Origin of the sequence: Akkermansia biwaensis (assembly GCF_026072915.1) — a bacterium.
Taxonomy (GTDB): Bacteria; Verrucomicrobiota; Verrucomicrobiia; order Verrucomicrobiales; family Akkermansiaceae; genus Akkermansia; species Akkermansia biwaensis.
Window position 1 is genome coordinate 920,460 of the sequence record NZ_AP025943.1, and the last position, 23,104, is coordinate 943,563.

General features: G+C 49.8%; 19 protein-coding genes and 1 tRNA gene. 11 read left to right on the forward strand and 9 right to left on the reverse strand.

The window, feature by feature from the left end; translation table 11 throughout:
* Nucleotides 1-155: 155 nt before the first annotated feature.
* From OQH67_RS03755 to OQH67_RS03775, 5 genes are all read left to right on the forward strand, one after another.
* Nucleotides 156-1,301 (forward strand): hypothetical protein, encoded by a 1,146-nt coding sequence (locus tag OQH67_RS03755; protein ID WP_215434485.1) that lies wholly within the window; start codon nucleotides 156-158, stop codon nucleotides 1,299-1,301.
* Nucleotides 1,302-1,354: 53 nt separating this feature from the next.
* On the forward strand, nucleotides 1,355-2,407 hold the full coding sequence (locus OQH67_RS03760; RefSeq protein WP_215434482.1) for a hypothetical protein: 1,053 nt from the start codon (nucleotides 1,355-1,357) through the stop codon (nucleotides 2,405-2,407).
* 300 nt (nucleotides 2,408-2,707) lie between these two features.
* Nucleotides 2,708-3,013: a helix-turn-helix domain-containing protein gene (locus OQH67_RS03765; protein WP_215434480.1), complete on the forward strand. Its 306-nt coding sequence runs from the start codon at nucleotides 2,708-2,710 to the stop codon at nucleotides 3,011-3,013.
* A 3-nt stretch (nucleotides 3,014-3,016) separates the two neighbouring features.
* Nucleotides 3,017-4,231, forward strand: coding sequence for a toprim domain-containing protein (locus OQH67_RS03770; protein ID WP_215434478.1), 1,215 nt, complete (start codon nucleotides 3,017-3,019; stop codon nucleotides 4,229-4,231).
* Nucleotides 4,224-5,954, forward strand: coding sequence for a hypothetical protein (locus OQH67_RS03775; protein WP_215434475.1), 1,731 nt, complete (start codon nucleotides 4,224-4,226; stop codon nucleotides 5,952-5,954). The genes OQH67_RS03770 and OQH67_RS03775 overlap by 8 nt, the downstream gene beginning before the upstream one ends.
* Before the next feature lie 130 nt (nucleotides 5,955-6,084).
* Here the strand turns inward: OQH67_RS03775 and OQH67_RS03780 are convergent, their stop codons facing one another.
* The 3 genes from OQH67_RS03780 to OQH67_RS03790 all read right to left on the reverse strand — a co-directional run bounded on the left by OQH67_RS03780 (nucleotide 6,085) and on the right by OQH67_RS03790 (nucleotide 9,386).
* Nucleotides 6,085-7,287 carry a tyrosine-type recombinase/integrase gene (locus tag OQH67_RS03780; protein WP_215434472.1) on the reverse strand — a complete coding sequence of 401 codons (1,203 nt, stop codon included), beginning with the start codon at nucleotides 7,285-7,287 and terminating at the stop codon, nucleotides 6,085-6,087.
* A gap of 170 nt (nucleotides 7,288-7,457) precedes the next feature.
* Nucleotides 7,458-7,547 (reverse strand) — tRNA-Ser (locus tag OQH67_RS03785).
* A 357-nt stretch (nucleotides 7,548-7,904) separates the two neighbouring features.
* Entirely contained in the window at nucleotides 7,905-9,386 is a 1,482-nt protein-coding gene (locus tag OQH67_RS03790; protein ID WP_215458842.1) for a beta-N-acetylhexosaminidase, read from the reverse strand.
* A 139-nt stretch (nucleotides 9,387-9,525) separates the two neighbouring features.
* Between OQH67_RS03790 and ruvB the strand changes: the two genes are divergently transcribed.
* The 3 genes from ruvB to OQH67_RS03805 all read left to right on the forward strand — a co-directional run bounded on the left by ruvB (nucleotide 9,526) and on the right by OQH67_RS03805 (nucleotide 12,850).
* On the forward strand, nucleotides 9,526-10,545 hold the full coding sequence (gene ruvB, locus OQH67_RS03795) for a Holliday junction branch migration DNA helicase RuvB (protein ID WP_215434466.1): 1,020 nt from the start codon (nucleotides 9,526-9,528) through the stop codon (nucleotides 10,543-10,545).
* Nucleotides 10,546-10,666: 121 nt separating this feature from the next.
* Nucleotides 10,667-11,686: a beta-ketoacyl-ACP synthase III gene (locus OQH67_RS03800; protein ID WP_272501874.1), complete on the forward strand. Its 1,020-nt coding sequence runs from the start codon at nucleotides 10,667-10,669 to the stop codon at nucleotides 11,684-11,686.
* A 33-nt stretch (nucleotides 11,687-11,719) separates the two neighbouring features.
* Nucleotides 11,720-12,850 (forward strand): sulfite reductase subunit alpha, encoded by a 1,131-nt coding sequence (locus tag OQH67_RS03805; protein WP_215434463.1) that lies wholly within the window; start codon nucleotides 11,720-11,722, stop codon nucleotides 12,848-12,850.
* 183 nt (nucleotides 12,851-13,033) lie between these two features.
* Here the strand turns inward: OQH67_RS03805 and OQH67_RS03810 are convergent, their stop codons facing one another.
* Both OQH67_RS03810 and OQH67_RS03815 read right to left on the reverse strand, forming a co-directional pair.
* The gene (locus OQH67_RS03810; RefSeq protein ID WP_215434459.1) at nucleotides 13,034-14,071 is read right to left on the reverse strand and encodes a glycosyltransferase family 2 protein; all 1,038 of its coding nucleotides are present in this window, start codon (nucleotides 14,069-14,071) and stop codon (nucleotides 13,034-13,036) included.
* Between the two features lie 283 nt (nucleotides 14,072-14,354).
* A complete protein-coding gene (locus OQH67_RS03815; protein ID WP_215434456.1) occupies nucleotides 14,355-15,401 on the reverse strand; it encodes a glycosyltransferase family 2 protein in 1,047 nt (348 codons plus the stop codon).
* A 438-nt stretch (nucleotides 15,402-15,839) separates the two neighbouring features.
* Between OQH67_RS03815 and OQH67_RS03820 the strand changes: the two genes are divergently transcribed.
* From OQH67_RS03820 to miaA, 3 genes are all read left to right on the forward strand, one after another.
* Nucleotides 15,840-17,048: a glycosyltransferase family 4 protein gene (locus OQH67_RS03820; protein WP_215434453.1), complete on the forward strand. Its 1,209-nt coding sequence runs from the start codon at nucleotides 15,840-15,842 to the stop codon at nucleotides 17,046-17,048.
* A gap of 407 nt (nucleotides 17,049-17,455) precedes the next feature.
* Entirely contained in the window at nucleotides 17,456-18,250 is a 795-nt protein-coding gene (locus OQH67_RS03825; protein WP_167506707.1) for a glycosyltransferase family 4 protein, read from the forward strand.
* A 248-nt stretch (nucleotides 18,251-18,498) separates the two neighbouring features.
* A complete protein-coding gene (gene miaA / locus OQH67_RS03830; protein WP_215434438.1) occupies nucleotides 18,499-19,398 on the forward strand; it encodes a tRNA (adenosine(37)-N6)-dimethylallyltransferase MiaA in 900 nt (299 codons plus the stop codon).
* 20 nt (nucleotides 19,399-19,418) lie between these two features.
* Here the strand turns inward: miaA and OQH67_RS03835 are convergent, their stop codons facing one another.
* From OQH67_RS03835 to OQH67_RS03850, 4 genes are all read right to left on the reverse strand, one after another.
* Nucleotides 19,419-19,871 (reverse strand): hypothetical protein, encoded by a 453-nt coding sequence (locus OQH67_RS03835; RefSeq protein WP_215434435.1) that lies wholly within the window; start codon nucleotides 19,869-19,871, stop codon nucleotides 19,419-19,421.
* Nucleotides 19,872-19,884: 13 nt separating this feature from the next.
* Nucleotides 19,885-20,982 (reverse strand): hypothetical protein, encoded by a 1,098-nt coding sequence (locus OQH67_RS03840; protein WP_215835917.1) that lies wholly within the window; start codon nucleotides 20,980-20,982, stop codon nucleotides 19,885-19,887.
* Nucleotides 20,983-21,336: 354 nt separating this feature from the next.
* Nucleotides 21,337-21,846 carry a hypothetical protein gene (locus tag OQH67_RS03845; RefSeq protein WP_215434429.1) on the reverse strand — a complete coding sequence of 170 codons (510 nt, stop codon included), beginning with the start codon at nucleotides 21,844-21,846 and terminating at the stop codon, nucleotides 21,337-21,339.
* An 84-nt stretch (nucleotides 21,847-21,930) separates the two neighbouring features.
* Nucleotides 21,931-22,866 (reverse strand): glycosyltransferase family protein, encoded by a 936-nt coding sequence (locus OQH67_RS03850; protein ID WP_215434426.1) that lies wholly within the window; start codon nucleotides 22,864-22,866, stop codon nucleotides 21,931-21,933.
* Nucleotides 22,867-23,104: the final 238 nt, after the last annotated feature.

Genomic DNA, 23,104 nt, shown 5'->3' on the forward strand with positions numbered 1-23,104 from the left:
AATAAGGAAAAAAAGATTGGCTGACGAGGAGAAAGAAAAGGGATGCATTTCATCGCGAGAATAATCTTACGAAAGTGATTTTCATGATTGATTACAAAAGAATTACGTTTATTTGAGATATTGTTCTTACGGCAGCATGTTTTATAATTGCTGACATGAATCGTAAGTTAACATTTCTTCAATCACACCGTTCCTTTCTGGGGGGACGTATGGTTTTTAAAACTCAGTCCCCTCTTTTTGATAATGAGATAGATCCTCACTCTGATCAGGCTAGATTCGAACTGACTGGCAAAAGCCCTTCTGCACCTGGCACAACACGCAATTTCACTATTGTTGAGGCAGAGCGACTGACTGCCAAGAAATTTCTGAAGGTGCTGGAAGAACTCAAACAAAAGAATTGTCTTTCATCCGACAGTTTGGAGGCCGCCTTTTCTTCTCCCCGACCACTGCTCATTACTCCCTATCTTTCGACACAAAATTTGGAAACCCTGGAGCAACACAATTTATGTGGCGTCGACTTTTGCGGAAACGGAGTTCTTTTATGGAAAGGATTTTTCATGATGAGAAACGGATTCAGAAATCAGTTCAAGCCTTTGCCGGTTGCCATGAAGAATCCCTATACGGGCGTGGCTATTCAGGTCGCGGAGACATTGTTGAACTGCAATTTCCTCCCCAGTCAGAAGCACATATGCAATTCCATCCTGAAAAAATCCGGCCAGATTTCATTATCACAAGTGAATAAGGCTCTCAAGACCATGGAAGAAGACTCTATTATCTGCCGCAGAGGACGTATCATTTGCCTGCGGGACGCAGATTCTCTGCTGGCCTCTTTGAAGAGGAATCATAAGCGCAGGAAAGTTGTCAAACGTCTTTATGTAATGAAGCCACGGGATATTGGTATTCAGCAGATAAGTGATTTTCTGAATAGCTCTGATATTCGGTGGTGCCACTCTCCTCTTTCCTCCCTTCATTATACACAGGATTTCAAAGAACTCGGCCCTTTAGTGTTCCGAGTAAACAATACTGGATTGTTGATGTCGGCTTTTCCTTTTGAAGAAACGCACCTTCCGGAGCAGGCGGATTATGTTTTTGAGGAGGTGACGGAACCTCTGTCCTATTACAACACGACGATCCTTCAGGATGGCCGTCGTCTCAGTAACGACCTGGAATGTTATCTGGAGGTGAATCCCGATAACGAGCAGAGGGAGAAAGCCATTAAAAGTCTCCGTGCGAGGATCATTGACAGAGGATATCACGAAGAGATGCGGAAGAAATATCCAAAGTTGTTTGGAAAACTTTAGGCGGGGATTTGTCTCTTGTATCCCGGGGATTCGTGGGTGTATGCTGACAGACCATGTCAGCTGAGGAAAAACCTATTGAAGCCCGAAAATTAGTTTCATGGGACTGGACTGCTTTTTGGAAAGAACACCAGTTACTACTGAATTGTGTTCTCTCAAAATGTCTTCCGGAAATTCAGACTGAGTATAGACTCTTTTGCTCTGACGACTTGCAGGATGGCTACATCATCTATGACGGGAAGGAAAAATCTATACATGTCCGACATGACATTAAAACAAGCATTTTGGCATTTTGTAAAAAGCACAGTGTTCCTACCAAAGGCAATAGATCGTTGCAAAAACAAGGTATTCTCCAAGGAAAAAGGCTAAACCCTGATTTTGCAGCTGCGTTATGGCATTTCAAGGCTGAGGAAATTCAAAAAGAAATACAGCTACAGAAAGTCATAAATTCTGATATTAAGCATGTAGAATGGTCTTCTGTTGAACTAAACATATTAAATACTCATTCAGGTCAAAAATCACTCCGATTATTGTGGGGATGCTTGAAGGACGCTGAACGCCGTTATCCGGATAATCGAAAGATTGTTTGGAAGTTAAGGTTTTTGAAACAACATTTTTCTTATTTGATGAACGATCCATCATTACTTGAAAAGGGATGGATGGCATATCAACAAGGAATCATGGCTCAATTAAGACTGCAAATTGAATTTTTGGAAAAGAGTCACCATGCCGGGACTGAGTTCGCTCAAAAATTCAAAGAATCCAGAGACTCTGAAAACTTTGCTCAGATTGCCGTATGGGGAAAATTGATAGATCAAATGAGTATTGATGTCTTGAGAGAACAATCAGATGATACTGAATGGGAAGCGTTGAAGGAGATCATGAAAGAATTTGTAATGGAGCATCAGAGGATTCCTACACAAAAAGAGGTTGGAGATATCTTCGTCAGGAGATATGGAAACTCCCAGTATACGGAAACTACACTGGGACGGATTGCGAAGGACTTGAGTACATACAACAAGGCAGAAAAAGATCAACGATCTCGCAACAGAAGCCGGTTTCTTGAACGGTGGGGATTTTCATGGTTGGAAAAAGCACGGATTAAATAATATTGTAAGTCATTTGCTATAAACATTCATCACCTCCATACAACTTACAGAGGAAATGGCAGGTACATTATTTTCATCATCTGTGGTTCATTGATTGCCGGAAAGAGGTTCTTCTTTGTTCCAAGATCCAGACGGACCAACAAAGAGGACTTTCCAAGCAACCCGCTTGAAAAAGCAACTGCCCCGGAAATCCAAATTCCGAGGCAGGCCTGAATCACTCAATGATGATCTCTTTAGTAGGAACTTATTATAGGGGATTGAGGCAGCTGACTCAAGCATAACATTAACAATATAATTGTTATGAAACAAATTAATACACCCCTATTCACAGCTGAAGACGTTTATACGGCACTAAATGCCATCCGTGAGCGTCTTGACTCCCTTGCCAAACTACCGACTGACTCCGGTTCTGTAGTCTGGGCCAGTCAGGCAACTCTCGCCAAACGCTACGATACGAGCAAGTCTACGATTTGCAGGATACTGGCGGAAGCCGTAAGTGCAGGCAAGGTTCAGATGATACGTCCAAACAATGGAGTCCAAAAGTACCATGTTGCGGAACTTGATTCCTATATGGTGTCTATTTCGGGGAACCTTAACAAACAGTAAACCATGAATACCGAAGAATTAAAACAACCGAAATTCCTTCTGGAGTACTGTGCGTGCATGTTGGGAACCCACAAGGACATCGGAAGGGTGAAGCTCTTCCGTTGTCCATTTGGAGAACATCGGCGCCTCAAACTGCATGTCAACGAATGTGACGGAGTAGGATTATGGCGTTGCTGGGCATGTGACAAAGGCGGGGATATTTTTACTCTGGCCGCAGAGCTTAAGCAGCTTGATATCAAAGCGCAATTTCCGGATGTCTTGGAACATGTGGCGGAGGTATTGAATATCTCTCTGGATGGCAAGATGAGCAAAAGAAGCTATTCCTCCTCAAGCCGTAAAAGAGCAGGCGCAATGTCTATTCTTCAAAAAGGTTTGATGCACCGTCCAGAATCTCCTGTGTTTCTTGAACCTGCTAATGTGATGGAATTGGAAATTTGCCGCAAACGGCTGGAAGAGGATATCCCCCTGCGTTCCCTTTTAAGTTCCGAACTGAACTTGAATGAAGAATTGATGCTCTCTGCCATTACCGTTTCCCATCCTAGTTTGCGAGGTCTTCTTGGAGCGACGGAAGACGGACGCTTGCTGTATCTTTATACGGCCAGGGGAAGTGATGGGGACATCACGTATACGGGAGCCAAACTGCGTTGCAGAATCAACCATCCCAACCCCAAGCTCTATTTGAAAGAAGGCAAATGGACATCTTGCGGCACAATGAACGCTGAGAGCTCGCGTTTCATGTGGGTAGCCGGAAAAGCTTATCAACCTTGGGGGATGGAATTCGCAGAGCAGCGAAAGATCGTTCTTATCTGTGAAGGAGAATCCGATGCTCTGGCTATCAATCAGGTATTTGGCTGTCTTATACCCGAAGATTCTTCCGTATTTGGAAATGTCCCGCATGCGGGAAGTGCGGAATTGGTTCCTTTCGCCGTAGCTATTCCCGGCGCTCAGAGTTTTAAACGAGAGTGGGCAGGATTCTTCAAAGGGAAGATCGTCATCCTCGGGCTTGATTCCGATCCTGCCGGACGGAAAGCCGCAAAAGAGATTCGGCAAACTCTTGCGGATATCGGCTGCATTGTTGTGGATTGGACTCCTCCAAGCCCTTACAAAGACGCTCGTTCTTTATTGGCTTCCGAGGGAAACCTAGCTTTGTATCAATCCATTCTCTCCGCTCTTAACTCTTTTTCAACTCCTGTAGTAAAGGAGGTTTGCCATGCATGAGGATGATTGTAAGCGTGAATTCCATGAAGCTATCAGCCCTTTATTAAAAGGACTTGAACAAAATCGGGATCAGCAAACTCTTGATTTCAAGGAGGCAGAAATGCCTTTCATCTGCCTAGGGAAGAGCGGTGACAAATATGTGTACTATTCCCGAATGAGTGACAGCCGAATTGAGTTGAAACCGGGCGAACACAGTAAGTTGAACCTGATCACTTTGGCTTCCGAAGCATGGTGGGCAGAGAAGTTGGGAGAGAAATGGACCGTTACTGATGCCGCCGGCTATTGTTTTGGACAACAAGGGCGTAAACACTACTCTCCTGATAAAATTCGTGGCGTTGGATTCTGGAGAGAGAAGAATGCTATTATTTACAATGCGGGAGATCGGTGCTTTACCATCGAAAGCGGAAAGATCATAGAGACAAGCAATATTAGGGAGGAAGGAACAATCTACCAACGTTCCGAAAGCCTTCCACATCCGGAAACTATCCCGATGAGCGATGAAGAAGGACAGGCCATTATTGATTACCTGAATTCCTTCGCCTGGCGCGAAGAAATGGGAGGCTTGCTTTTATCCGGCTTTCTGGCACAAGGCATCACGGCAGGATTCATCGATACCCGGGCTCATGTTTGGATCAATGCTCCTGCCGGCACGGGAAAAACGTTTCTGGTTTCGAGGTTGAAGGATCTCCTTGGGAATTACTCCCTTTCCTTCACTGGCGGAACTTCGGAAGCCGGCATTAGGCAAAAAATCGGTTCAGGGGCCCGGCTTGTTCTGTTGGACGAAATGGAGGCGGCCAACCAGGATAAGTATTCCAGGCAGAAGGTAGAAAAAATTATGTCTCTGGTCCGGAGGGCGACTGATGGAGAAACGTCCATTATAGGAAGCAAGGAGTCTATTCCTATCGAATTTCGAGCTCGTTCGTCTTTTTTACTGTTGAGTATTGGAAATTCACTGCAACGCACAGCTGACAAATCAAGGTTTATTAACTTGCATATCAGGCCCAATAAAGGACTGGAGAGCTTTGAGAAGAGAGATGATGCAGCTAACAAACTGGCGGGGATTTCTCCCGGTAAGTTGATTGCCCGAATGATGTCGCTGGCGTCTGTGATGAAGACCAATGCGAACCTCATTCAGCAAAAGCTGTCTGCACATCCGGCACTTGCCGGAAGACGCGCGGAACTGCTGGGTAATATCCTGGCGGGGGCGTATGCTCTGACTCGTGCAGGGATTATCAGCGAGCCGGAAATCGACACTTATACGGCAGCGATGAATACAGGATCTCTAGACGAAAATCAGGAGACTGATGCGGAACGCTGTTTGCGTGAGATTCTTGAAAGTCGCGTCGTCGGCAATTCGGAGACGGTAGGACAAGCCATTTTAAGCAATCTTCACGCTGATTTCGCTTCTGAAAGACAAGACGCAAAGAAGCTCCTGGATGGAATTGGCATCAGCGTATACCGTCCTCAAGGAGGAAATGGCTCTTCACAAATGTTATTCATTTCCGCCCAAAACAGGCAACTATCCAATATACTCCAGGGTACGGATTGGGCCAACTGCTGGGGAGACGTGCTGAGAAATCACCCCGAAGCGAGTTGGTTGTCGGAAAAGCGGGTAAGAAACTCCAAACACAAGGGCGTCGCCATTCCTATCGAAGCCGTGAAGTCATTGCTCGAATTCGATTTGTCGACAGAATCACAGAATGGAGACATGAAAGAGACATAAAACAATTTGATTGAAAGCATATTATGAAAAATGTCGAATAGTCTGACGGAAACTGCATGATAAATGAAAATCCCCCTGAGTTCTCACGGATACTCAGGGGGATTATGTTATGCAGTTGAATGAGGAATAATTATGCAGGCTTGGAGGGGGATTGCGGCGATATGGCTTGTCCTAGTTGAGCTATGGATTCAGCTACCGCTTCTTCCTGTGGACGGTAATAGCCTCGTTCGATGTCCTCCGAATCATGACCAACAATATAACGGGCCATATCCGGAGACACACCCATGGAGCGCAGCATGGTAACGGCAGTGGCTCTTAAACTATGGAAACTTTTTTCCGCAAGGGTTCTTCTGTTTCCTAGGGTTTTCCGATCGTGCCGGACAATCAATCCATGTTTGCGTAACAGCTCAGTGAAGTCCCATGAGAGCTTGCTTGAGTTGCCTGCTTGTGAGTGGCGCATGGCCGCCAGAGGGAAGACGTAATCATTGATTTTTTTCTCGTGCCGTCTCTGTAGAATTTCTTTCAATTGCTCAATAACAGGCTTGTTCATTCTTCTCTTTGTCTTTTCCGAGGTCATGGAGATTCGCCCTCCTTCCAAATCGATTTGCTCCCATTTCAGCTTGGCGATATCACCCAAACGTTGCCCTCCCGTATACAGGCAGACCTGTATCATATCGGGCCATTCATTCGGAAAGTCGGAAATCATTTTTTGTACTTCCTCTACGGAAAAGGCATCTCGTTCCTGCCTGTCATTCCGAGAGCTTTTGGAAGGAATGACTCCTTTGAAAGGATTGACTGTAATGATCCTTTTGCTGACGGCGCTATTGAAGGCACACGTCAAGGATTCAAGATACCTCTTTACTGTTCCGCTGGATACACGCTCCAATTCTTTTACCATGAATTCTTCTGCATGATGAGGAGTAACGGCATCCAGAGGAAGGGTTTTGCGGTCATCCAGATAGCACAAGAATTGTCGGACAGCTTTTCCATCACGGTCAACAGCCCCTTTTTCCGTACGGGACTTCATCCAGTCTTTCAAAAAATCATCCACTCCCTGCATATGGGCTTTGCCTTTGAGCAGAGCCTTTGCCTTGGAAGATCCGGCTACGGCATGGACGATTTCGGTGTTTGCCTTTTCTCCTTTGGCTGCCTTCTCCAATTCATTGGCGATAATTTGTGCATTCAGCTTGAGCTCGGCCTCCATTTTGACTTTTGTCTTCCCGGGGAGAATCGCCGAAGGGGAGACCTCTATTTTGGTCGTTTTGATGACTCTTTTGCCGTTGACGTAATAGGAGGCGAACCATGTATTGTTCCGTTTTTTCAATCCAGCCATAGTCTTAAAAATCAGTTGAAAGTTGCGATGGGGTACATTAGGGTACATATCGAAAAAGTGTACCCTAATATGTACCCCTTTTTCATGCAATCGGGTCGAATACCGTACAATCACGATATGAAAAAACCTTGCAAAATCAAGGACTTTGCAAGGTTACGAAAAGAATAAAATGGCGGACAGGGAGGGATTCGAACCCTCGGTACTGTTGCCAGTACACACACTTTCCAGGCGTGCTCATTCGACCACTCTGACACCTGCCCGTTGATAGATTGTGTTAGATAGGAAAGCGGGAGCAATTTAACGGTAGAAGAGAGGGTTGGCAATCTTTTTTTCACTTGGGAGGCGTTTTCCTGTTTTCCTCCAACTCTTCCCGCGTTTCCGTCTGTTATCGGAAAAGGATGAAAGCGCATAGGTATCCAGGGAATTCTGACAATGAGATGGTGAGATCCCCCCATGCATACCATATAAAAACAGGCTTCTGTTATTTACAGAAGCCTGTCATTGAACAAGGTCGAGTCCTTCGTGCCCGATGCCTTCTTCTTTAGAAGGGCAAAGAACGTTCTTCTTATTTTTTCGGCGTTTACATCTTTCAGGAAGGGACTCTTGCCGTTTAGTCCTTATTTCTTTTCCGGACGTTCAAGGCTGATGCCCCATTTTTCCTGCATGAATTTTTTGTGGAATTCCAGTTTGTCCTTGAAGCGGTCCAGGTTTTTCACCTCCTTGGGGGACCACGCGGTTTCCACCAGAGCGAGGGCGCGCGGGTAAGCCTGGTAGAAGACGCGTTCAATGTTCGGCAGGCGTTCCGCCCACAGGCAGCAGTCTACGCCGCGCACGCGTTCCATTTCTTTGGCAGAGAGGCCGTGGCCCGGTTCCAGGGAGTACACGTTTTCCAGCTTGTTGACGGGCATCCAGCCCGTGTCCGGCTGGCCTGAGGGCCAATCGCCGGGAAGCTGGGGATAGTCAAAGTAGCATTTGCCGTTGGGCGCGCAGATGACGTCCACCTTGTCTCCCGTGGTATTGGCTACCGTTTTAGGCGTGTGGCCGCCTCTCCACGTGGTGACGATCACTCCGTCCGGATATTTGCCCATGGGTTCATACCAGAAGACGGCCGTTTTCCCGCGGCTTTTCAGCATTTTGGCGCACCGGGTGAAGAATTCCACCATTTCCTTTTGAGCGGCGGCTTTCTTGTTTTCATCCCGGATGCCGGCTTTTTCGCGGAAGTCGGCGCATTTGGGGCACTTCATCCAGTTGTCTTCCGGGGCTTCATCCCCGCCCAGATGCACATATTGGGACGGGAAGATGTCCTTGAGTTCATTGAAGACGGCGTTGTAGAATTTCCAGACATCCGGATTGCCGGGGCATACCAGGGTGTAGGAGATGCCCGCATTCGTACGCACTTCCAGCTTGGGGTTCGGGAAGCAGAGGAATTCCGGATAGGCGGTGCAGAGGGCCTGATTGTGGCCGGGCACGTCTATTTCCGGGATGATTTCAATGTTCCGGGCGGCGGCATATTTCACCAGCTCCTTGAGCTGTTCTTTAGTGTACATGCCTTCGTGGGGTGTTTTGTTGCCAAAGGTTTCCTTACGCTTGGAGGCCACGGTTTCCAGCTTGGGGTACCCGGGCACCGGGAGGCGCCAGCCCTGGTCATCCGTGAGGTGGAAGTGGAGCTTGTTGAATTTGTAAAAGGACATCACATCAATGAATTTTTTGACATCCTCCACCGGCACAAAGTGGCGGGCGGTGTCCATCATCATGCTGCGCCATCCAAACCGGGGCTTGTCTTCGATGACGCCGCAGGGGATGCCGCCGTCCTTGTATTGTGCCTGGAGCTGTTCCAGCGTGTTTTTGGCATAGAAGAGGCCGGCGCGGTCACCCGCCTGAATTTCCACGCCCTGCGGCTTGATCGTGATCTTGTATCCTTCCGGCCCCAGGGATTTGTCAGCCGCCTGTTTGAGGATTTTAGGAGAGGAACACACGCCGGCGGAGGTGTTGACTTTGGCCGGTTCCGGGATGATTTGATAGGGACGGGATTCCACGTCGTCCGCGGCAAAGATGCCGCCGCTCATCATTAACAGAAGAGGTAATATACGCCATTTCATTGCCCATGATTCTGACGGAACAGCATTCCCGCCGCAATCAAAAAAGGCCAGCCGCCTCCGGCATGTCCCGGAAAAGGGGCTTCTCGCGTACACTTCCATCTTGACGGATGGCTGAAAGACGGGTTTGCTAGTCCTGCGCATGGGAGAGTCCTTTTACACACGCACCACGGAGACACCCCCCTCCGCTTTTGATTTATCCCTGAGACCTCCTGCTTTCAGCGAATTCCGCGGACAGGAGAAAATCAAGGAACGCCTGATGCTGATGGTGGAGGCCGCCAGACAGCGCGACGACGTGCTGGACCATATTCTGTTGAGCGGCCCTCCCGGCCTGGGGAAGACGACGCTTGCCAATATTATCGCAAATGCCGTCGGATGCCGGATTCACACGACTTCCGGCCCCCAGATTGAGAAAGCGGGGGACCTGGCCGGCGTGCTGACCAATCTGGAGAAGGGGGATATTTTGTTTATCGATGAGATTCACCGCCTTCATCCGGCCATTGAGGAGTATCTGTACCCGGCCATGGAGGATTTCCGGCTGGATATTATCATCGACCAGGGGCCGAACGCCCGTTCCATCCAGTTGAATCTTCCCAAGTTCACCCTGGTGGGGGCTACCACCCGCGCCGGCATGCTGACCAGCCCTCTCCGTTCCCGGTTCGGGTTGGTAAACAGGCTGGATTATTACACGCAGGAGGATTTGTGCGCCATCATCGAACGTTCCGCCGGTCTGCTGAACGTTCCCGTGGAACCGGCCGGCGCGCTCCAGATCGCCCTGCGTTCCCGCGGCACCCCCCGCGTAGCCAATTCCCTGCTGCGCTGGGTGCGGGACTTCGCGCAGGTGCGCGGCAACGGCATCATCACGGAGCAGCTAGCTCATGACGCCCTGACCATGATCGAGATTGACGACGACGGCCTGGACGAAATGGACAAGCGTCTGCTGGAGGCCATGATTTACAAGTTCAACGGCGGTCCCGTGGGCCTTTCCTCCCTGGCCGTGGCCGTGGGAGAAGACGCCTCCACGCTGGAAGACGTGCACGAACCCTTCCTGATCATGCAGGGCTATATCAACCGCACGCCCAGGGGGCGCGTCGCCATGCCTTCCGCCTATCTGAAGATGGGCGCCACTCCGCCCGCCAACGGCCAGGGATGGCTGTTGTAGGACACCCCTTTACGGCATGGCAGGAGTCCTGCGTTTTGTGCTGGTCATGGGGCTTCCTTTCTTTTAGACTGTTTCCACATTAAACGTCAGGACGTTTTCTGTTCATCATACGCCTAAAGCTATGGCCGCAAATTCTGAAATCGCTTTTAAAAGACTGCCCGTCAAGATCATCGGCACGGGCTCCTATGTTCCGGAACGCCGCCTGACCAATGCGGATCTGGAAAAGATGGTGGACACTTCCCACGAATGGATCATCGAACGCACGGGCATCGTGGAACGCCGCATCGCCGCCCCTGACGAGTACACTTCCCACATGGGTACGAAGGCCGCCCAGCGCGCGCTGGAGTCCTGCGGATTGCAGCCGGAAGACATCGACCTGATCATCGTCTCCACCATCACACCGGATACGTTCACGCCCGCTACCTCCTGCTACATCCAGGATGCCCTGGGGGCCAAGAATGCCGCAGCCTTTGATATTTCCGCCGCCTGCTCCGGCTTCCTGTTCGCCATGAAGACGGCCGTACAGTACCTGGGCACCGGCCAGATGAAAACGGCGCTTATCATTGCCGCGGAAAAGCTTTCCACCGTCGTGAACTGGGAGGACCGCACCACCTGCGTCCTGTTCGGGGACGGAGCCGGCGCCGCCGTGCTCCAGGCCGCCACGGGGGAAGAGGGGGAAGGCTCCATCCTGGCTACGGACATCGGCACGGACGGCTCCCTGCATGACCTCCTCCAGATTCCCGGAGGCGGCTCCCGCTGCCCCACCACGGCGGAGAACGCCCATGAACGCCTGGCCACACTCGCCATGCGCGGGAAGGAGACCTTCCGCCAGGCGGTTCCCCGCATGAAGGATTCCGCCGCCAGTGTGATTGAACGCGCCGGCCTGACTTCCGACGAGATCAAGCTGATCATCCCGCACCAGGCGAACCTCCGCATCATCAATGCCGTGGCCCAGCGTCTCTCCATTCCGGAAGAAAAAGTGTTCATCAATATTGAAAAATACGGCAATACCTCCGCCGCCGCCGTGGCCATCGCTTTTGACGAGGCGCGCCGCTCCGGCAGGTTCGGCAAGGGGGACAACGTCGTCCTGGTCACCTTCGGCGCCGGACTGACATGGGCCGCAGCCGCCATCCGCTGGTAATCTCCTTTATTCATCCAGACTTTATTCTTACACATGACTACCGAACCATACGGCAAGAAGAATCCGTTCCCCGCTCCCGTACTCTCCGTCAAGCACCTCACCGCGGAAGGCAGCCCCAAAGAGACCATTCACATTGAATACAGCCTGGACGGCTCCGGCCTGGAATACATCGCCGGAGACGCTCTGGCCGTCATTCCCACCAATGATCCCGCCCTGGCGGACGCCCTGATTGAAAAGCTCGGCTTCTGCCCCTGCTCCGCCGTTCCCACACCTGAAGGTGAAAGCACGGATCTGCGCGACGCCCTGATCCACCATTACGACATCACGAATGTGAACAAGGCTCTGCTGACCAAATGGGCGGCGGCCTCCGGCAGCCAGGAGCTGGAAACCCTGCTGGCCGGGGACAAGGAAGCCATCAGCGATTTCCTGTGGGGCCGCGACGTGCTGGACCTGGCAACGGAATACCCCGCCTCTTTTGAGTCCGCGGAAGCTTTCGTGAGCATGCTGAAGAAAATCATGCCCCGCCTGTATTCCATCGCTTCCAGCCCGAACTCCCATCCGGAGGAAGTGCACCTGTGCGTAGGAGCCGTGCGCTATACGGCGCGTGACCGCAAGCGTGGCGGCGTGTGTTCCACCTACATGGCGGACCGCCTCCAGCCCGGCCATACGGCCAGGGTGTTTGTGCACACCAACAAGAATTTCCGCCTTCCTGAAAACGGGGATACGCCCATCATCATGGTTGGTCCCGGCACCGGCATCGCTCCCTTCCGCGCCTTCTGGGAGGAACGCACCGCCTCCGGCGCCCAGGGCGGCAACTGGCTGTTCTTCGGCAATCCGTACAAGGCCACCGATTTCTGTTATGAAGACGAACTGGTCAAACTGACCGCAGACGGAAAGCTGAAGTTATCCGTGGCCTGGTCCCGCGACCAGGAAAAGAAAGTTTACGTGCAGCACCTGATGGTTCAGGAAGGAGAGGAACTGTGGAAATGGCTGGAAAACGGCGCCTGCTTCTATGTCTGCGGAGACGCCTCCCGCATGGCCAAGGACGTGGACGCGGCTCTTCATGAAGTGATCCGGACCTGGGGCGGAAAGTCCCCGGAAGAAGCCGCGGAATACGTAGCGGATATGAAGAAACACCACAGATACCAGCGCGACGTGTACTAAGACAGTTTAGATTTTCTTCCCACAATCCCTCCATAAGTAAATATGGAGGGATTTTTTCGGCAGAGATCACACAAAGTACCTGTATCAATTGCAGGGGGATGAAGCCAGCTTATCTTCTCATGTGGGTTCCTTTCCCGGCACCCGGGCCTTATGAAGGGGGACACTACCGATATCCCGGCTTTTTTATAGGGTCCGTTTACCAATAAAAACACACAAGGGCCTCAAACACCAGCGCTCCACTCTATCCGCCCATACGCACCAATATTGCACCCGGGACAATAGTTTTTTAAATGCCTTTTCCATGTCGGCCAGGCATTCCTGCTCACACGCTTCCACATACGCATTCCAACTGGAACGTTCCATCCATATATTCAGCCCCACACCGATTTCCTCCTGCAGAAACCGGGAACGGTCTTTTCTTTCCATGTTTAACAGTCTTTCCGGCCACAATTCCCGAACGATGAGAAAATGCACGGCAAACATCCATTGTCTGCGCGGCATGAGTCGCCATTCCTTCAGCAACCCATGCAGCAGATGTTCCACGGGAATATCCCCATAGGCCCGGTCATGCATCGCGGACCCTTCCCTTTGCACATAAATGGAACCTGTCTTGTTTCCCAGCCCTATTAGATCCGTCTCCCTCATCAGCCTCATCCAATAGAGAACATCCTCTCCATATTTCTTGCCGACTTCCCACAGAGGAAGCGAAGCCGCCAGAGAGGATTCCAGAACAACACTACTTGTATGGATAGCGAGAAGCCCTCTCAATCCCAATTTTCTGACTACAAACGAGCAAGACAGTTCCTTCCGACAGGGAATGTTGTCCTCTTGTGCCCATGCATATCTGGCAGCATAGGCACGCACGCCAGGATGTTTTCTAAAAAACTCAAATGCCATCTGCAAATGATCCGGATACCAATAGTCGTCTCCATCCAGAAACGCCACATATTTTCCTCTCGCGGCCTTTAAACCAGTATTTCTCGCGTGTGAAGCGCCTCCATTTTCCTGGCAAATAACGTTGATCCGGGTGTCCTGAAAAGACATGGCCACCTGTAAAGTCCCATCCGTTGAACCATCATTAACAATAATGAGTTCAAAGTTTTTAAATTCCTGCTTCAAGACGGCATGAATGGCCTTCCCCAGACAGCTTTCCAGATTATAGGCTATTAAAATTACGCTGAACTCTATGCCGTCATCCGGTTGCGATACGTTTGATTTCATTTTTCCAATTCCATAGCTCCAGCGTCCATGGGAAGGTACTGGTTTTTAAATTTGGATTCAATAAAAAGATCATCAGGATTTCCCGGAGATAGTGATGGGAATCTTTTCACCTATCCTTTCCCGACAAGAAGAAAAACGGATAATATACCGTAGTATTTTATGATGGACTGAATGAAAACCACGCAGAACGGGGGTTATGATCCAGATTGATGACCCCTTCCCCGGCAGTCCGGCCTCCTTCCTCAATTCTTTTCCCGCCGGATGCATCACGAAATATTCCCCTTTATTCCATCAGGGCTTTTTTTATCTTTCTGAGTTTAAAAAAGGAGACCATGCAGAACAAATACAGTTTTTGCGGCAGGCAATGAGCCATCCCCATCCAGCCTTTCCCTCTCAAAGCCCATCTCCGGGAAAAGGAATAATTCCACCAGTTCTGCCGATGGTTAATGTCATCTATAATCTTCCTTCTTTCTGCTGCTTCAGCTTTCAACTCCTCCCGTGAGCGGAAGACGGAAGTACCTGATTCCAACAACTTCTCACATAACTCCAATCCGGTCCATTTACTTTTTTTCAAATGGCTCTGTATATCCGTGTCCCTCTTTTCGAAGGCCAAGGCTGTTTTCATATCCACAAACCTTAACATACTGCTGACGGCACAGATGTTTTTGGCGGCAAATCTGTAATAATACAGGGATGTTTCCGGCAATTCATAAATGTTTCCCTGCAACCACGCATAGAAGCCTATCAAGTCATCTTCAAAAAAGGTCGTCATCGGCAGCGATTCATTCCACCGATAAACATCTTTCCTGATCATCATGCTTCCTCCATAATGAGCTGAAGAAGAAAAAGGTCCCTGCTGAAGCTCCACCCGCACAGAATCTTCCGGGGCCGAAGGAAAAGCCGGGAATTCAAAAGGAATTCCGACCTCCTCATACACACGGGTCATTTGACTGACGACGGCAACGGCATCCGGATGTTCCATCACTGCCTGGGCAAATACCCTGCAACGCCAGGGAAAAGAACAATCATCTCCATCCTGCCGGAGTATCCATTCATGAGACGCCATATCCAGAACCTTGCGGACATGTAATCCAAGCCCGAGAGAAGTTTCATTCCGGTTCATTACCACCCGGTACGGGCCGTCATATTGAAGCACCATTTCCTGCATGACCGCAAATGTACGGTCAGAGGAGCCATCATCGGATAAAATGATTTCAACCGGCCCTTCATAATCCTGTTGAAACACGCTCCTGATGGCATCTTCAATGCTATCTTCTTCATTATACCCGGTCAGGATGATGCTGATGGAAGGGAGTTCCGAAGGATTCATGACGGATAGTGATAGGGGAGAGAAGGAGAATGTGTGAACTATACTTCAATCTGCTCGGATTGACTAGCACAACATCCCGGCCCTGCAATCCTCCGGAACATCCCTCTTCTCCATCGCAAATCCAGGAAGTAATCTCCCTCAGCCGGACTCCTTGCACTACTTGCTTGCAGCGGGACATTTCCCCTATTCCGTCAAACCTGCTCCAGTCCAATGTTTGTTAAAACACTAAACATAAAAAGAGACAACCTTGAGAGAAAGTGAATCGAAATTCATTTTAGCCCTCCTTGTACGGTTACTGGCGCTCCCCTCTTCCACCTCCCTTTTACCTTGAGGGCATTCTTCCCCTCCTTTTTTCATTCATGAAAGATACGCGCGTCCGTCTATTCCATACAATTCCCGTCTTGCCCGTTCACAATATCTGTCTATAGTCAATCTTGCATGAGCAAAGGGGTCATTTTACTTGTCTCGCCGTCTTTCCCGCCGATGGAAGGAGGGGTAGCCATGGCAACTTATGAAATGGCCCGGGATCTACAGTGTCTGGGATGGGACATTCATGTCCTGACCCCGGAATCAGGGCTTCCTCCCGATTCCTCTCTGCCTGATCCGTGTTCCGTCACCCGGATCTCTTTCGTTTCTTCTCATGAAACACGTCACCGGATTGACGCTTGTCTGGAGCACATTCACCCCTCCCTGGTGATTTTCCATTCCTGGCAGGACTGGCATCTGGATTATATGGCCGCTCTCTGCCGGGAACGGAATATCCCCATGATTATCAGGTCTCATGGCTGCCACACTGATTTCCACTCATTTTTCAGAATCCAGTATCCTCCGTTTTTCGGTATCAAGAAATGGATAACCTCCTTTCCGACTATTCGCCGTAACGTAAATAAAATAACAGGTCATCTGCATCTTGTCTGTCTTGACGACCATGGAAGCCTGTTTAAAGGGTACGATTATTATTATGCCAAAAAACGGGGGATGCCCAACTTTACAGTCATCCCCAATACTTTTCTCCCTTTACAGCCTTCTTCATTTTCATTCCGGAAAAAATATCATCTGGAGCATTCTCTGTTATTCAGTTGTCCCGCCAGTGCCAGCGTCAGAAAAAACCAGAAGGCATTCATCCGGCATGTTAAAAAAAGCAATATCAAAGGCATCCAATTTATCTTTCTTGTTCCTCAATACAATTCCTATGCCGAGCAAATGGAAAAGGAAGCGGATGGAGATCCGGCATTCCGGTTTTTTTATGGACTGCCGCGCCACGAGGTACAAGCCGCCATCATAGAAAGCAACGCCGTATTTTTATATTCCATCCAGGAACAACAGCCTCTCACGTTGTTGGAGGCCATGTCATGCGGCGTTCCCTGGATTGCTCCGGATGTAGGAGGAATCTCCACCCTCCAGGGCGGCATTGTTCTGAAGAAACGCAATACCAGAAATCTGCAGCAAGCCTTGCTTCAAATGACCCAGGAAAACACCAGGAAAATTCTGTCGCTGGCGGGCAAGCAGTTTTGGTGTCACCGTTATTCTCCAAAAGTTGTTTATCAGCAGTGGGAAATACTATTCAATGATCTTTTGAAGAAAAACAGGGTATCCACATGCAGCCGCAGCGAATCCGCTGATATCCATTCCCCATTCAAAACTTGACAAGCGGAACCATATCCCCCTTCATCGGTGCCATGGGGCACGTTACTACTGAATCTTTCCCGGAAAAACCTGTTATCGCCATTCTGGCAAGCATTCCTTTAGGCCGTTTACTTGACGAATTCAGCGAAAAGGACCACAGGATTTTTCCCTGGATTTTTGCTTTGTTCCATGCTTTAGCACGTCAACAAAACTATGGTTATGATATCCACTGGATCACTTTGAGCAAACTCGTATCCAAACCTGAATGCAGGCACATCAATGGCCAAACTCTGCATATCATTCCGCAGGGCAGCATAGCCCTGGACCTTCTTACCATGCATCTGAGGCCTTCCTTCCAAATCCGCAAGCTGCTTAATTCCATCCGGCCTTCATTGGTTCATGTTTGGGGAGTGGAAGAGTCTTATGCCATGGCATGCAAAAATTTCAAAGGGAAAAAACTCCTTTCCTACCAAGGAGCTCTTACTGCCTACTGCGAACGCGCTCCCCAGGTTTTCCTGTTCAGAATGCAGGCGTTTCTGGAAAGGCTTGCCGTCAAACATTATGGTCAGATCACATGTGAATCCCCATGGGCCGTGGACAGAGTGAGGGAAATTGCACCTGATTCCGATGTTTCACTCATGGAGTATGGAGTAGAGGAATCTTTCTTTCATCTAGACAGGACTCCTTCTGATACTCCCTCATGCTTCTTCGGCGGTACTATTTACGAGTTGAAGGGCATCTCCTACCTGGTGGAAGCTTTCAGGCATCCCGACCTAGCCCACGTTCAACTTTACATTGCCGGAAAAGGATCTCTGACGGCTGCTCTAAAGGCGGAGTCCACTCCCAATATCCATTGGCTGGGCGCCGTTTCGCGGGAAACTCTCCAGCAGCATCTGTCTTCCGCATGGTGCCTGGTGCATCCTACACTGGGCGATAACTCCCCCAACATTGTGAAGGAAGCCCGTGTGATGGGCCTGCCGGTCATCACTACCGAGGAAGGAGGTCAAACGCAATACGTCAAGGACGGCGAATCCGGGTATATTATTCCCATACGAGACAGCGCAGCCATTCGGGAAGCTGTGCTGAAATTGACGCATGACCGGGAAACTGCCTTGAATATGGGCTGCCAGGGCCGCCAGGAATGCCGTGCCCTGCTGAATGTAAACCGGACGGTTGAAGGATGCCTTACACGCTACCGCACCATGTTGAATTCCGATTTTTAAACCATCAGAGAACATCACCTGACCGATTCTCCAGACTGGATGCCGCACTCTGCTACGGAACAACATGCCGGGGCGGAAACATTCCGACCAGACATCCTGAATCAAAAAAATGGGGTATCCGGTTACCCTCCCGGAAATGCCTCAGAGCCGGCAATACCATCCCGGTAAAGAATCACTTCCGGGGCTTTATTGTTTCCATAATATCTTCTGCACGATATTATCCGCATACGTTTCCACTTTGTTTTCCCATGAATCATCCGCCTGCCGTATTATTTATCGCCGGACCCACAGGATCAGGAAAATCCTCAATAGCCGTAGAACTGGCGGATTTGCTAAACGCGGAAATCGTAAGTGCGGATGCCTACCAGGTGTACCGGGAAATTCCGGTGCTCACCGCCGCTCCTTCTGCGGAAGAACAAGCCCGGGTGCCTCATCATATGATTTCCATCATTCCGGTTCAAACTCCATGGGATGCCACGGAACACTACCACCGGGCCATGCAGAACATCCGGCAGATCCATGCCAGAGGGAAAACAGCCATCATTACGGGTGGATCAGGACTATACTTTAAATTCCTCTCCCACGGCCTGTCGGAAGCGCCCCCAGGAAATCCGGAAATCCGGGCTTCCTTTTCAACCTGTTCCACGGAGGAATTGTACGCCCGCCTCCTCTCTCTGGATCCGGCAGGCGCGGCCGCCACCAGCCCTTCCAACCGGCGCTATGTGGAACGCAACCTGGAAATTGTCCTTGCCGGCGGCAAACCGCTTTCCTTCTGGAGGCGGAACTGGCAAAAAAAACCTCTCGGCCCCGGTTGGACCATCACCCGGAATGTCCCGGAACTGGACCACAGAATAGCCCTCCGCGCAGCCCGCATGCTCCGTGAAGGCGCCGTGGAAGAAGTCGCCGCGTTGGGGCCATGTTCCTCCACGGCGGAACGGACCCTGGGCCTGCAGCTGATACGCAGCATGCTCCACGAAAAAATCACAAGGGAGGAATGCCAGGCAGCACTGGCGCTTGCCACCAGGCAATACGCCAAACGCCAGCGCACCTGGCTGAAACGGGAACAATGGCTCCGGGAATTGCCGGCCGATGAAAATTCTTCCACCCGGCAACTTGCAGAGCGCATCATGCAGGAGTTAAAATCCTGATTTTTACCATGTCGCGGTAACTATCCCCGTACAACCTTTTCCATTCCATTCTTCACGCCGCTGTCACCGGAACCGGTAAAATATTTGAAAAACGCGACGGCAGTATCAGTCCTGATCGTGAACTCCGGATAATCCGCGGATGTGAACATGCGGCGTCCTCCCCGGGCACTAACGGCTTCCACCGTCAGGACTACGGCTTCTACAATATTCGGGAAATCCGGGAAATTTTCCTCTTCCAGGGCAGCAACATCATGCAAACACGCCCACACCTGTCTGGCCTGCCAGTCGTCCGACAAAACGCACAGGACAGACACCACTCCCGCAAAAGCCTCCAGATAATTGTCAGGTATTCTTTCTTGCGTATAGCGGCAGTGCTGCACAAATCCATCCTTATCGGGAAACACGGCCGTCATCGTGAACTTCTCCCACGCCCCGGGCGAAGGAAACTGTATCTGTATTTGGGTGTTATCCATAACTGTTAATCGGTTAATTTATTTGTATCAAATCGCACCATTCGCCTAGGATAGTTCCTCCATAATAACATGGTGCATGAACCCCTACAGAGCAATGTCCCGCCGTTTTTGCCAGTGACAGCCTGCTGGACATCGCTCTGTTATAAGAATCCAACGTAAATGTCTCCGACAAAACCTTGTAGGAAACAAGACGCCCGGCGCTTTTATCAAACCCAACCAGCCAGACACCGGAATGCTTACTCGTCATGGACAAAGCCACTCCCCGCAAGGCAAGGCTGTCGGGCACGGAACACTGGTGGGTGGTATTGACGGCAGTACTGGACGCATTATCCCACCGGGACATGCGGACAGACACGGCACATTGGCCATTAGCCGGACGGCTAATCTGTATATCGATCCAGTACCGCATGTAACCTGCGGGCGTGGTAAACGGATCATCATCCAGGCTCGCGTAATCCGTATTGAAATAAGTATTGCCTATGGCGATCGAATCAAAGCACCGGCCATATCCCAGACCGCAGGACATTGGGAAATAACAACTGGTCAAGCCGTCGTAAGCTGAATTGTTATTGTCGAGATTAAGCATATTAAAATCAGCCGTGACCACAGTCCATGCCGGCATGTTGTCTCGCCCGGCAGCCCACCAAAACCGGTCTACAACTATTCCCCAGGGAAAGGGATTGGGAGATGCGAAATAGGTACGCAACGCGGAAAACTCCATCTCGTGAAGCAACCGTAACTCCCGGAATCTGGCCGCCTCCGTATCAGTGGATGGCGCTACCGGAATATTGACACCGCCGTTGGCATTGACAGTGTAGGAAAACGTACCGCTCTGGGCCGCCAGATTATTCAGAACGGCATCCTCCCCGTTTTTAATACCGCCGTCCTGGGCAGACGATCCCAAGGCGGCTCCTTTAAAAGTCTGTGTCACAAGGGCATGTTCGTCGGAAACCTCTACGGTTTCCGTAGGAGCAGTAAAGCCGAACTGCCCGGCGGAAGACACTTCCAGTATGGTGAGGGGTTCTCTTCCATCATTACGAATGGCTTTCACGGAACAGCCAGTTGTACAAGTAAGGGCATAATGCGCACCTGGTATGGTATTTATTTTCATCGAGTGGATTTCATGTATACCAATGCTGCATTTCATCCATTCTGATACGTGGCAAAGTATAAACAGTAAACATATATTCTCCCAATCAAATTGAATACAGCGACTTACTCCCATTCCCGCAAAAACACCCTTCCGGCCCCGGCATACTTGTCCAACTTGAACGCAAGGCCAAACACCCATACATTCACGGTCATTAAATCATCATTCCGGCAAGTTTCTCGAACAAGCGGCATCCAGGAATCCCGTTCCGTTAAGAAAAAAGGCAACGGGCATCCATTCAGAAGGTTCCCGCACAGGGGAACCTTCTTTGCGTATATCAACGCAATTCAATCCCCAAAGTCTCACCCTAGCCCCTCATTCCCCTTTCAGTTCTCCAGGAACGCGCCTGTAAATACAAAAGCTGACCACATTCCCAAAGACATCCCGCACCTGCTCATCACCCTTGACCAAAGCTGCGGCATAATATTTTTCCTGGAGGAATGCCCTCATGGCCTGCTGGGAGGGGCTTTCTTCCTTCCTCTTATTAAAATAACCTTCAGTTACGACAATACAATCCGCATCTCTCTGGCGAATCTCCGCAAACTGTTTCATTTTTTCCTTTTCTCCCATGGCGGCATCGGACGCACAAATGATAAACGTGCGAACAGGCGGTATCAACTTATTGGCGTGGTAGAACCATACGGCATTCGATCCCACGGCCACACAGGTCCCTTCAAGCATCTCGCGTTCCACACGGAATGACTTGTAAAGCAAATCCGCCTTCTCGGGGAGTCCAAAGTTAATGCATTGACGAACCGAATAAACGGCCAGGCATGCAATTGATATCAGGAAAAAGGAAGTGCGGAAACGGCGCTCAATGATCATTCCCGGATTGACCATTCCAGCAACCAGAATGCACCCCGCCAGTCCAAAAGGGATCAATGTATGATCATAATGGCAGAAAGCGCATCAGCCATTTCCCTGTACTCCCAGGCATGTCAGCAGAAAGGCAGATGCAAAGGCAAGTTTGTCCGCCTTCGGCAGACGGCTGAATCCTATCCCGACTACGCCTGCCACCCACATGAAAATATTCGGATCCATGACTTCCCTTTTGATCCACTTGACGTAATTCCAAATGATGCTGCCAAGCGAATCCCCGCCCCCACCGTACCTTACATTGAAAAGGAAATACCCCCGGTAAAAATCATCCAGAATTCCGCTCAAATGAAAGTACAATAAAAGAGGAGCCACCGTAATGACCATGGCGGAAATCAAGCATGCACTAAAAGGCAGAGCCTTTCCTTTTCTCCAGGCCAGTATGAACACATAAATACAGGGGATGAACCAGAAGACGGCCAAATTGAATTTCAGCAAAATGGCTATTCCCATGCTCAACCCAAAAACAATGCCGGTAACAGCAGCTGAACCGCCCCCCTGCCTCAAACGAATCAGGAAATAAAGAGATGCAAGCTGAAAAGGCAGTAAAAATTCTGAAGGATGCCCGCCTCCCCCATAATAGGGAAAATTGCAAAGCAGCAAAACAAGCAACAAAGAAATAAAAAATGCTTTCCTTGCGGAGATAAACAGCACTGCAATTTTATAGCTGAACACCATGGAAACGAATATGGCCGCCCACTCCAGCAAAAAGACCAGCCAAAATGATTTGAATAGTAAAAAGGATATTCCATAGATTAAAAAGATCAACGGACCTTTTTGATCGAATAAATCCCTGTATGGCATCAGCCCTTCCATCCATCCATTGCCTACAATGCCGTAGATGATCGGATCGTAACTCATCGGAATGGAATAAAGGGAAGAAAGACAACTGCCGTAATAACAAAACAACAATGCATAAAGCATCCAGAAAGCTACGCGTACGGCTCCATTCAATTTGTTCTGGTACATGACAAAAGCATTCAAAATTTAATGATGAGACGGATCAAAAACAGTCCGGAAACGTCATGGTCAAGAAAAACAGTTTCTCAAAAAACCGGGCCTTTCATAAATCGCATCAGGCGCACAAACCGCAATCAAGCAAAGAAATTTCTTCATAAAGTCTAACCTGTCAAATAGGCGCATTCTTTATGCGGATTAGAAATTTGGAGTCAATGAAAAAAAATTAAACACAGAGGGTTTTTAACAT

Coding starts and splice junctions, on each gene's coding strand:
- ruvB (WP_215434466.1), top strand. CDS start 9,526: ATGGGAGAGTCCTTTTACACACGCACCACGGAGACACCCCCCTCCGCT.
- OQH67_RS03850 (WP_215434426.1), bottom strand. CDS start 22,866: ATGTACCAGAACAAATTGAATGGAGCCGTACGCGTAGCTTTCTGGATG.
- OQH67_RS03780 (WP_215434472.1), bottom strand. CDS start 7,287: ATGGCTGGATTGAAAAAACGGAACAATACATGGTTCGCCTCCTATTAC.
- OQH67_RS03755 (WP_215434485.1), top strand. CDS start 156: ATGAATCGTAAGTTAACATTTCTTCAATCACACCGTTCCTTTCTGGGG.
- OQH67_RS03770 (WP_215434478.1), top strand. CDS start 3,017: ATGAATACCGAAGAATTAAAACAACCGAAATTCCTTCTGGAGTACTGT.
- OQH67_RS03825 (WP_167506707.1), top strand. CDS start 17,456: ATGGCATGCAAAAATTTCAAAGGGAAAAAACTCCTTTCCTACCAAGGA.
- OQH67_RS03790 (WP_215458842.1), bottom strand. CDS start 9,386: ATGAAATGGCGTATATTACCTCTTCTGTTAATGATGAGCGGCGGCATC.
- OQH67_RS03800 (WP_272501874.1), top strand. CDS start 10,667: ATGGCCGCAAATTCTGAAATCGCTTTTAAAAGACTGCCCGTCAAGATC.
- OQH67_RS03765 (WP_215434480.1), top strand. CDS start 2,708: ATGAAACAAATTAATACACCCCTATTCACAGCTGAAGACGTTTATACG.
- OQH67_RS03820 (WP_215434453.1), top strand. CDS start 15,840: ATGAGCAAAGGGGTCATTTTACTTGTCTCGCCGTCTTTCCCGCCGATG.
- OQH67_RS03840 (WP_215835917.1), bottom strand. CDS start 20,982: ATGAAAATAAATACCATACCAGGTGCGCATTATGCCCTTACTTGTACA.
- OQH67_RS03815 (WP_215434456.1), bottom strand. CDS start 15,401: ATGAATCCTTCGGAACTCCCTTCCATCAGCATCATCCTGACCGGGTAT.
- OQH67_RS03845 (WP_215434429.1), bottom strand. CDS start 21,846: ATGATCATTGAGCGCCGTTTCCGCACTTCCTTTTTCCTGATATCAATT.
- OQH67_RS03835 (WP_215434435.1), bottom strand. CDS start 19,871: ATGGATAACACCCAAATACAGATACAGTTTCCTTCGCCCGGGGCGTGG.
- OQH67_RS03805 (WP_215434463.1), top strand. CDS start 11,720: ATGACTACCGAACCATACGGCAAGAAGAATCCGTTCCCCGCTCCCGTA.
- miaA (WP_215434438.1), top strand. CDS start 18,499: ATGAATCATCCGCCTGCCGTATTATTTATCGCCGGACCCACAGGATCA.
- OQH67_RS03775 (WP_215434475.1), top strand. CDS start 4,224: ATGCATGAGGATGATTGTAAGCGTGAATTCCATGAAGCTATCAGCCCT.
- OQH67_RS03760 (WP_215434482.1), top strand. CDS start 1,355: ATGTCAGCTGAGGAAAAACCTATTGAAGCCCGAAAATTAGTTTCATGG.
- OQH67_RS03810 (WP_215434459.1), bottom strand. CDS start 14,071: ATGAAATCAAACGTATCGCAACCGGATGACGGCATAGAGTTCAGCGTA.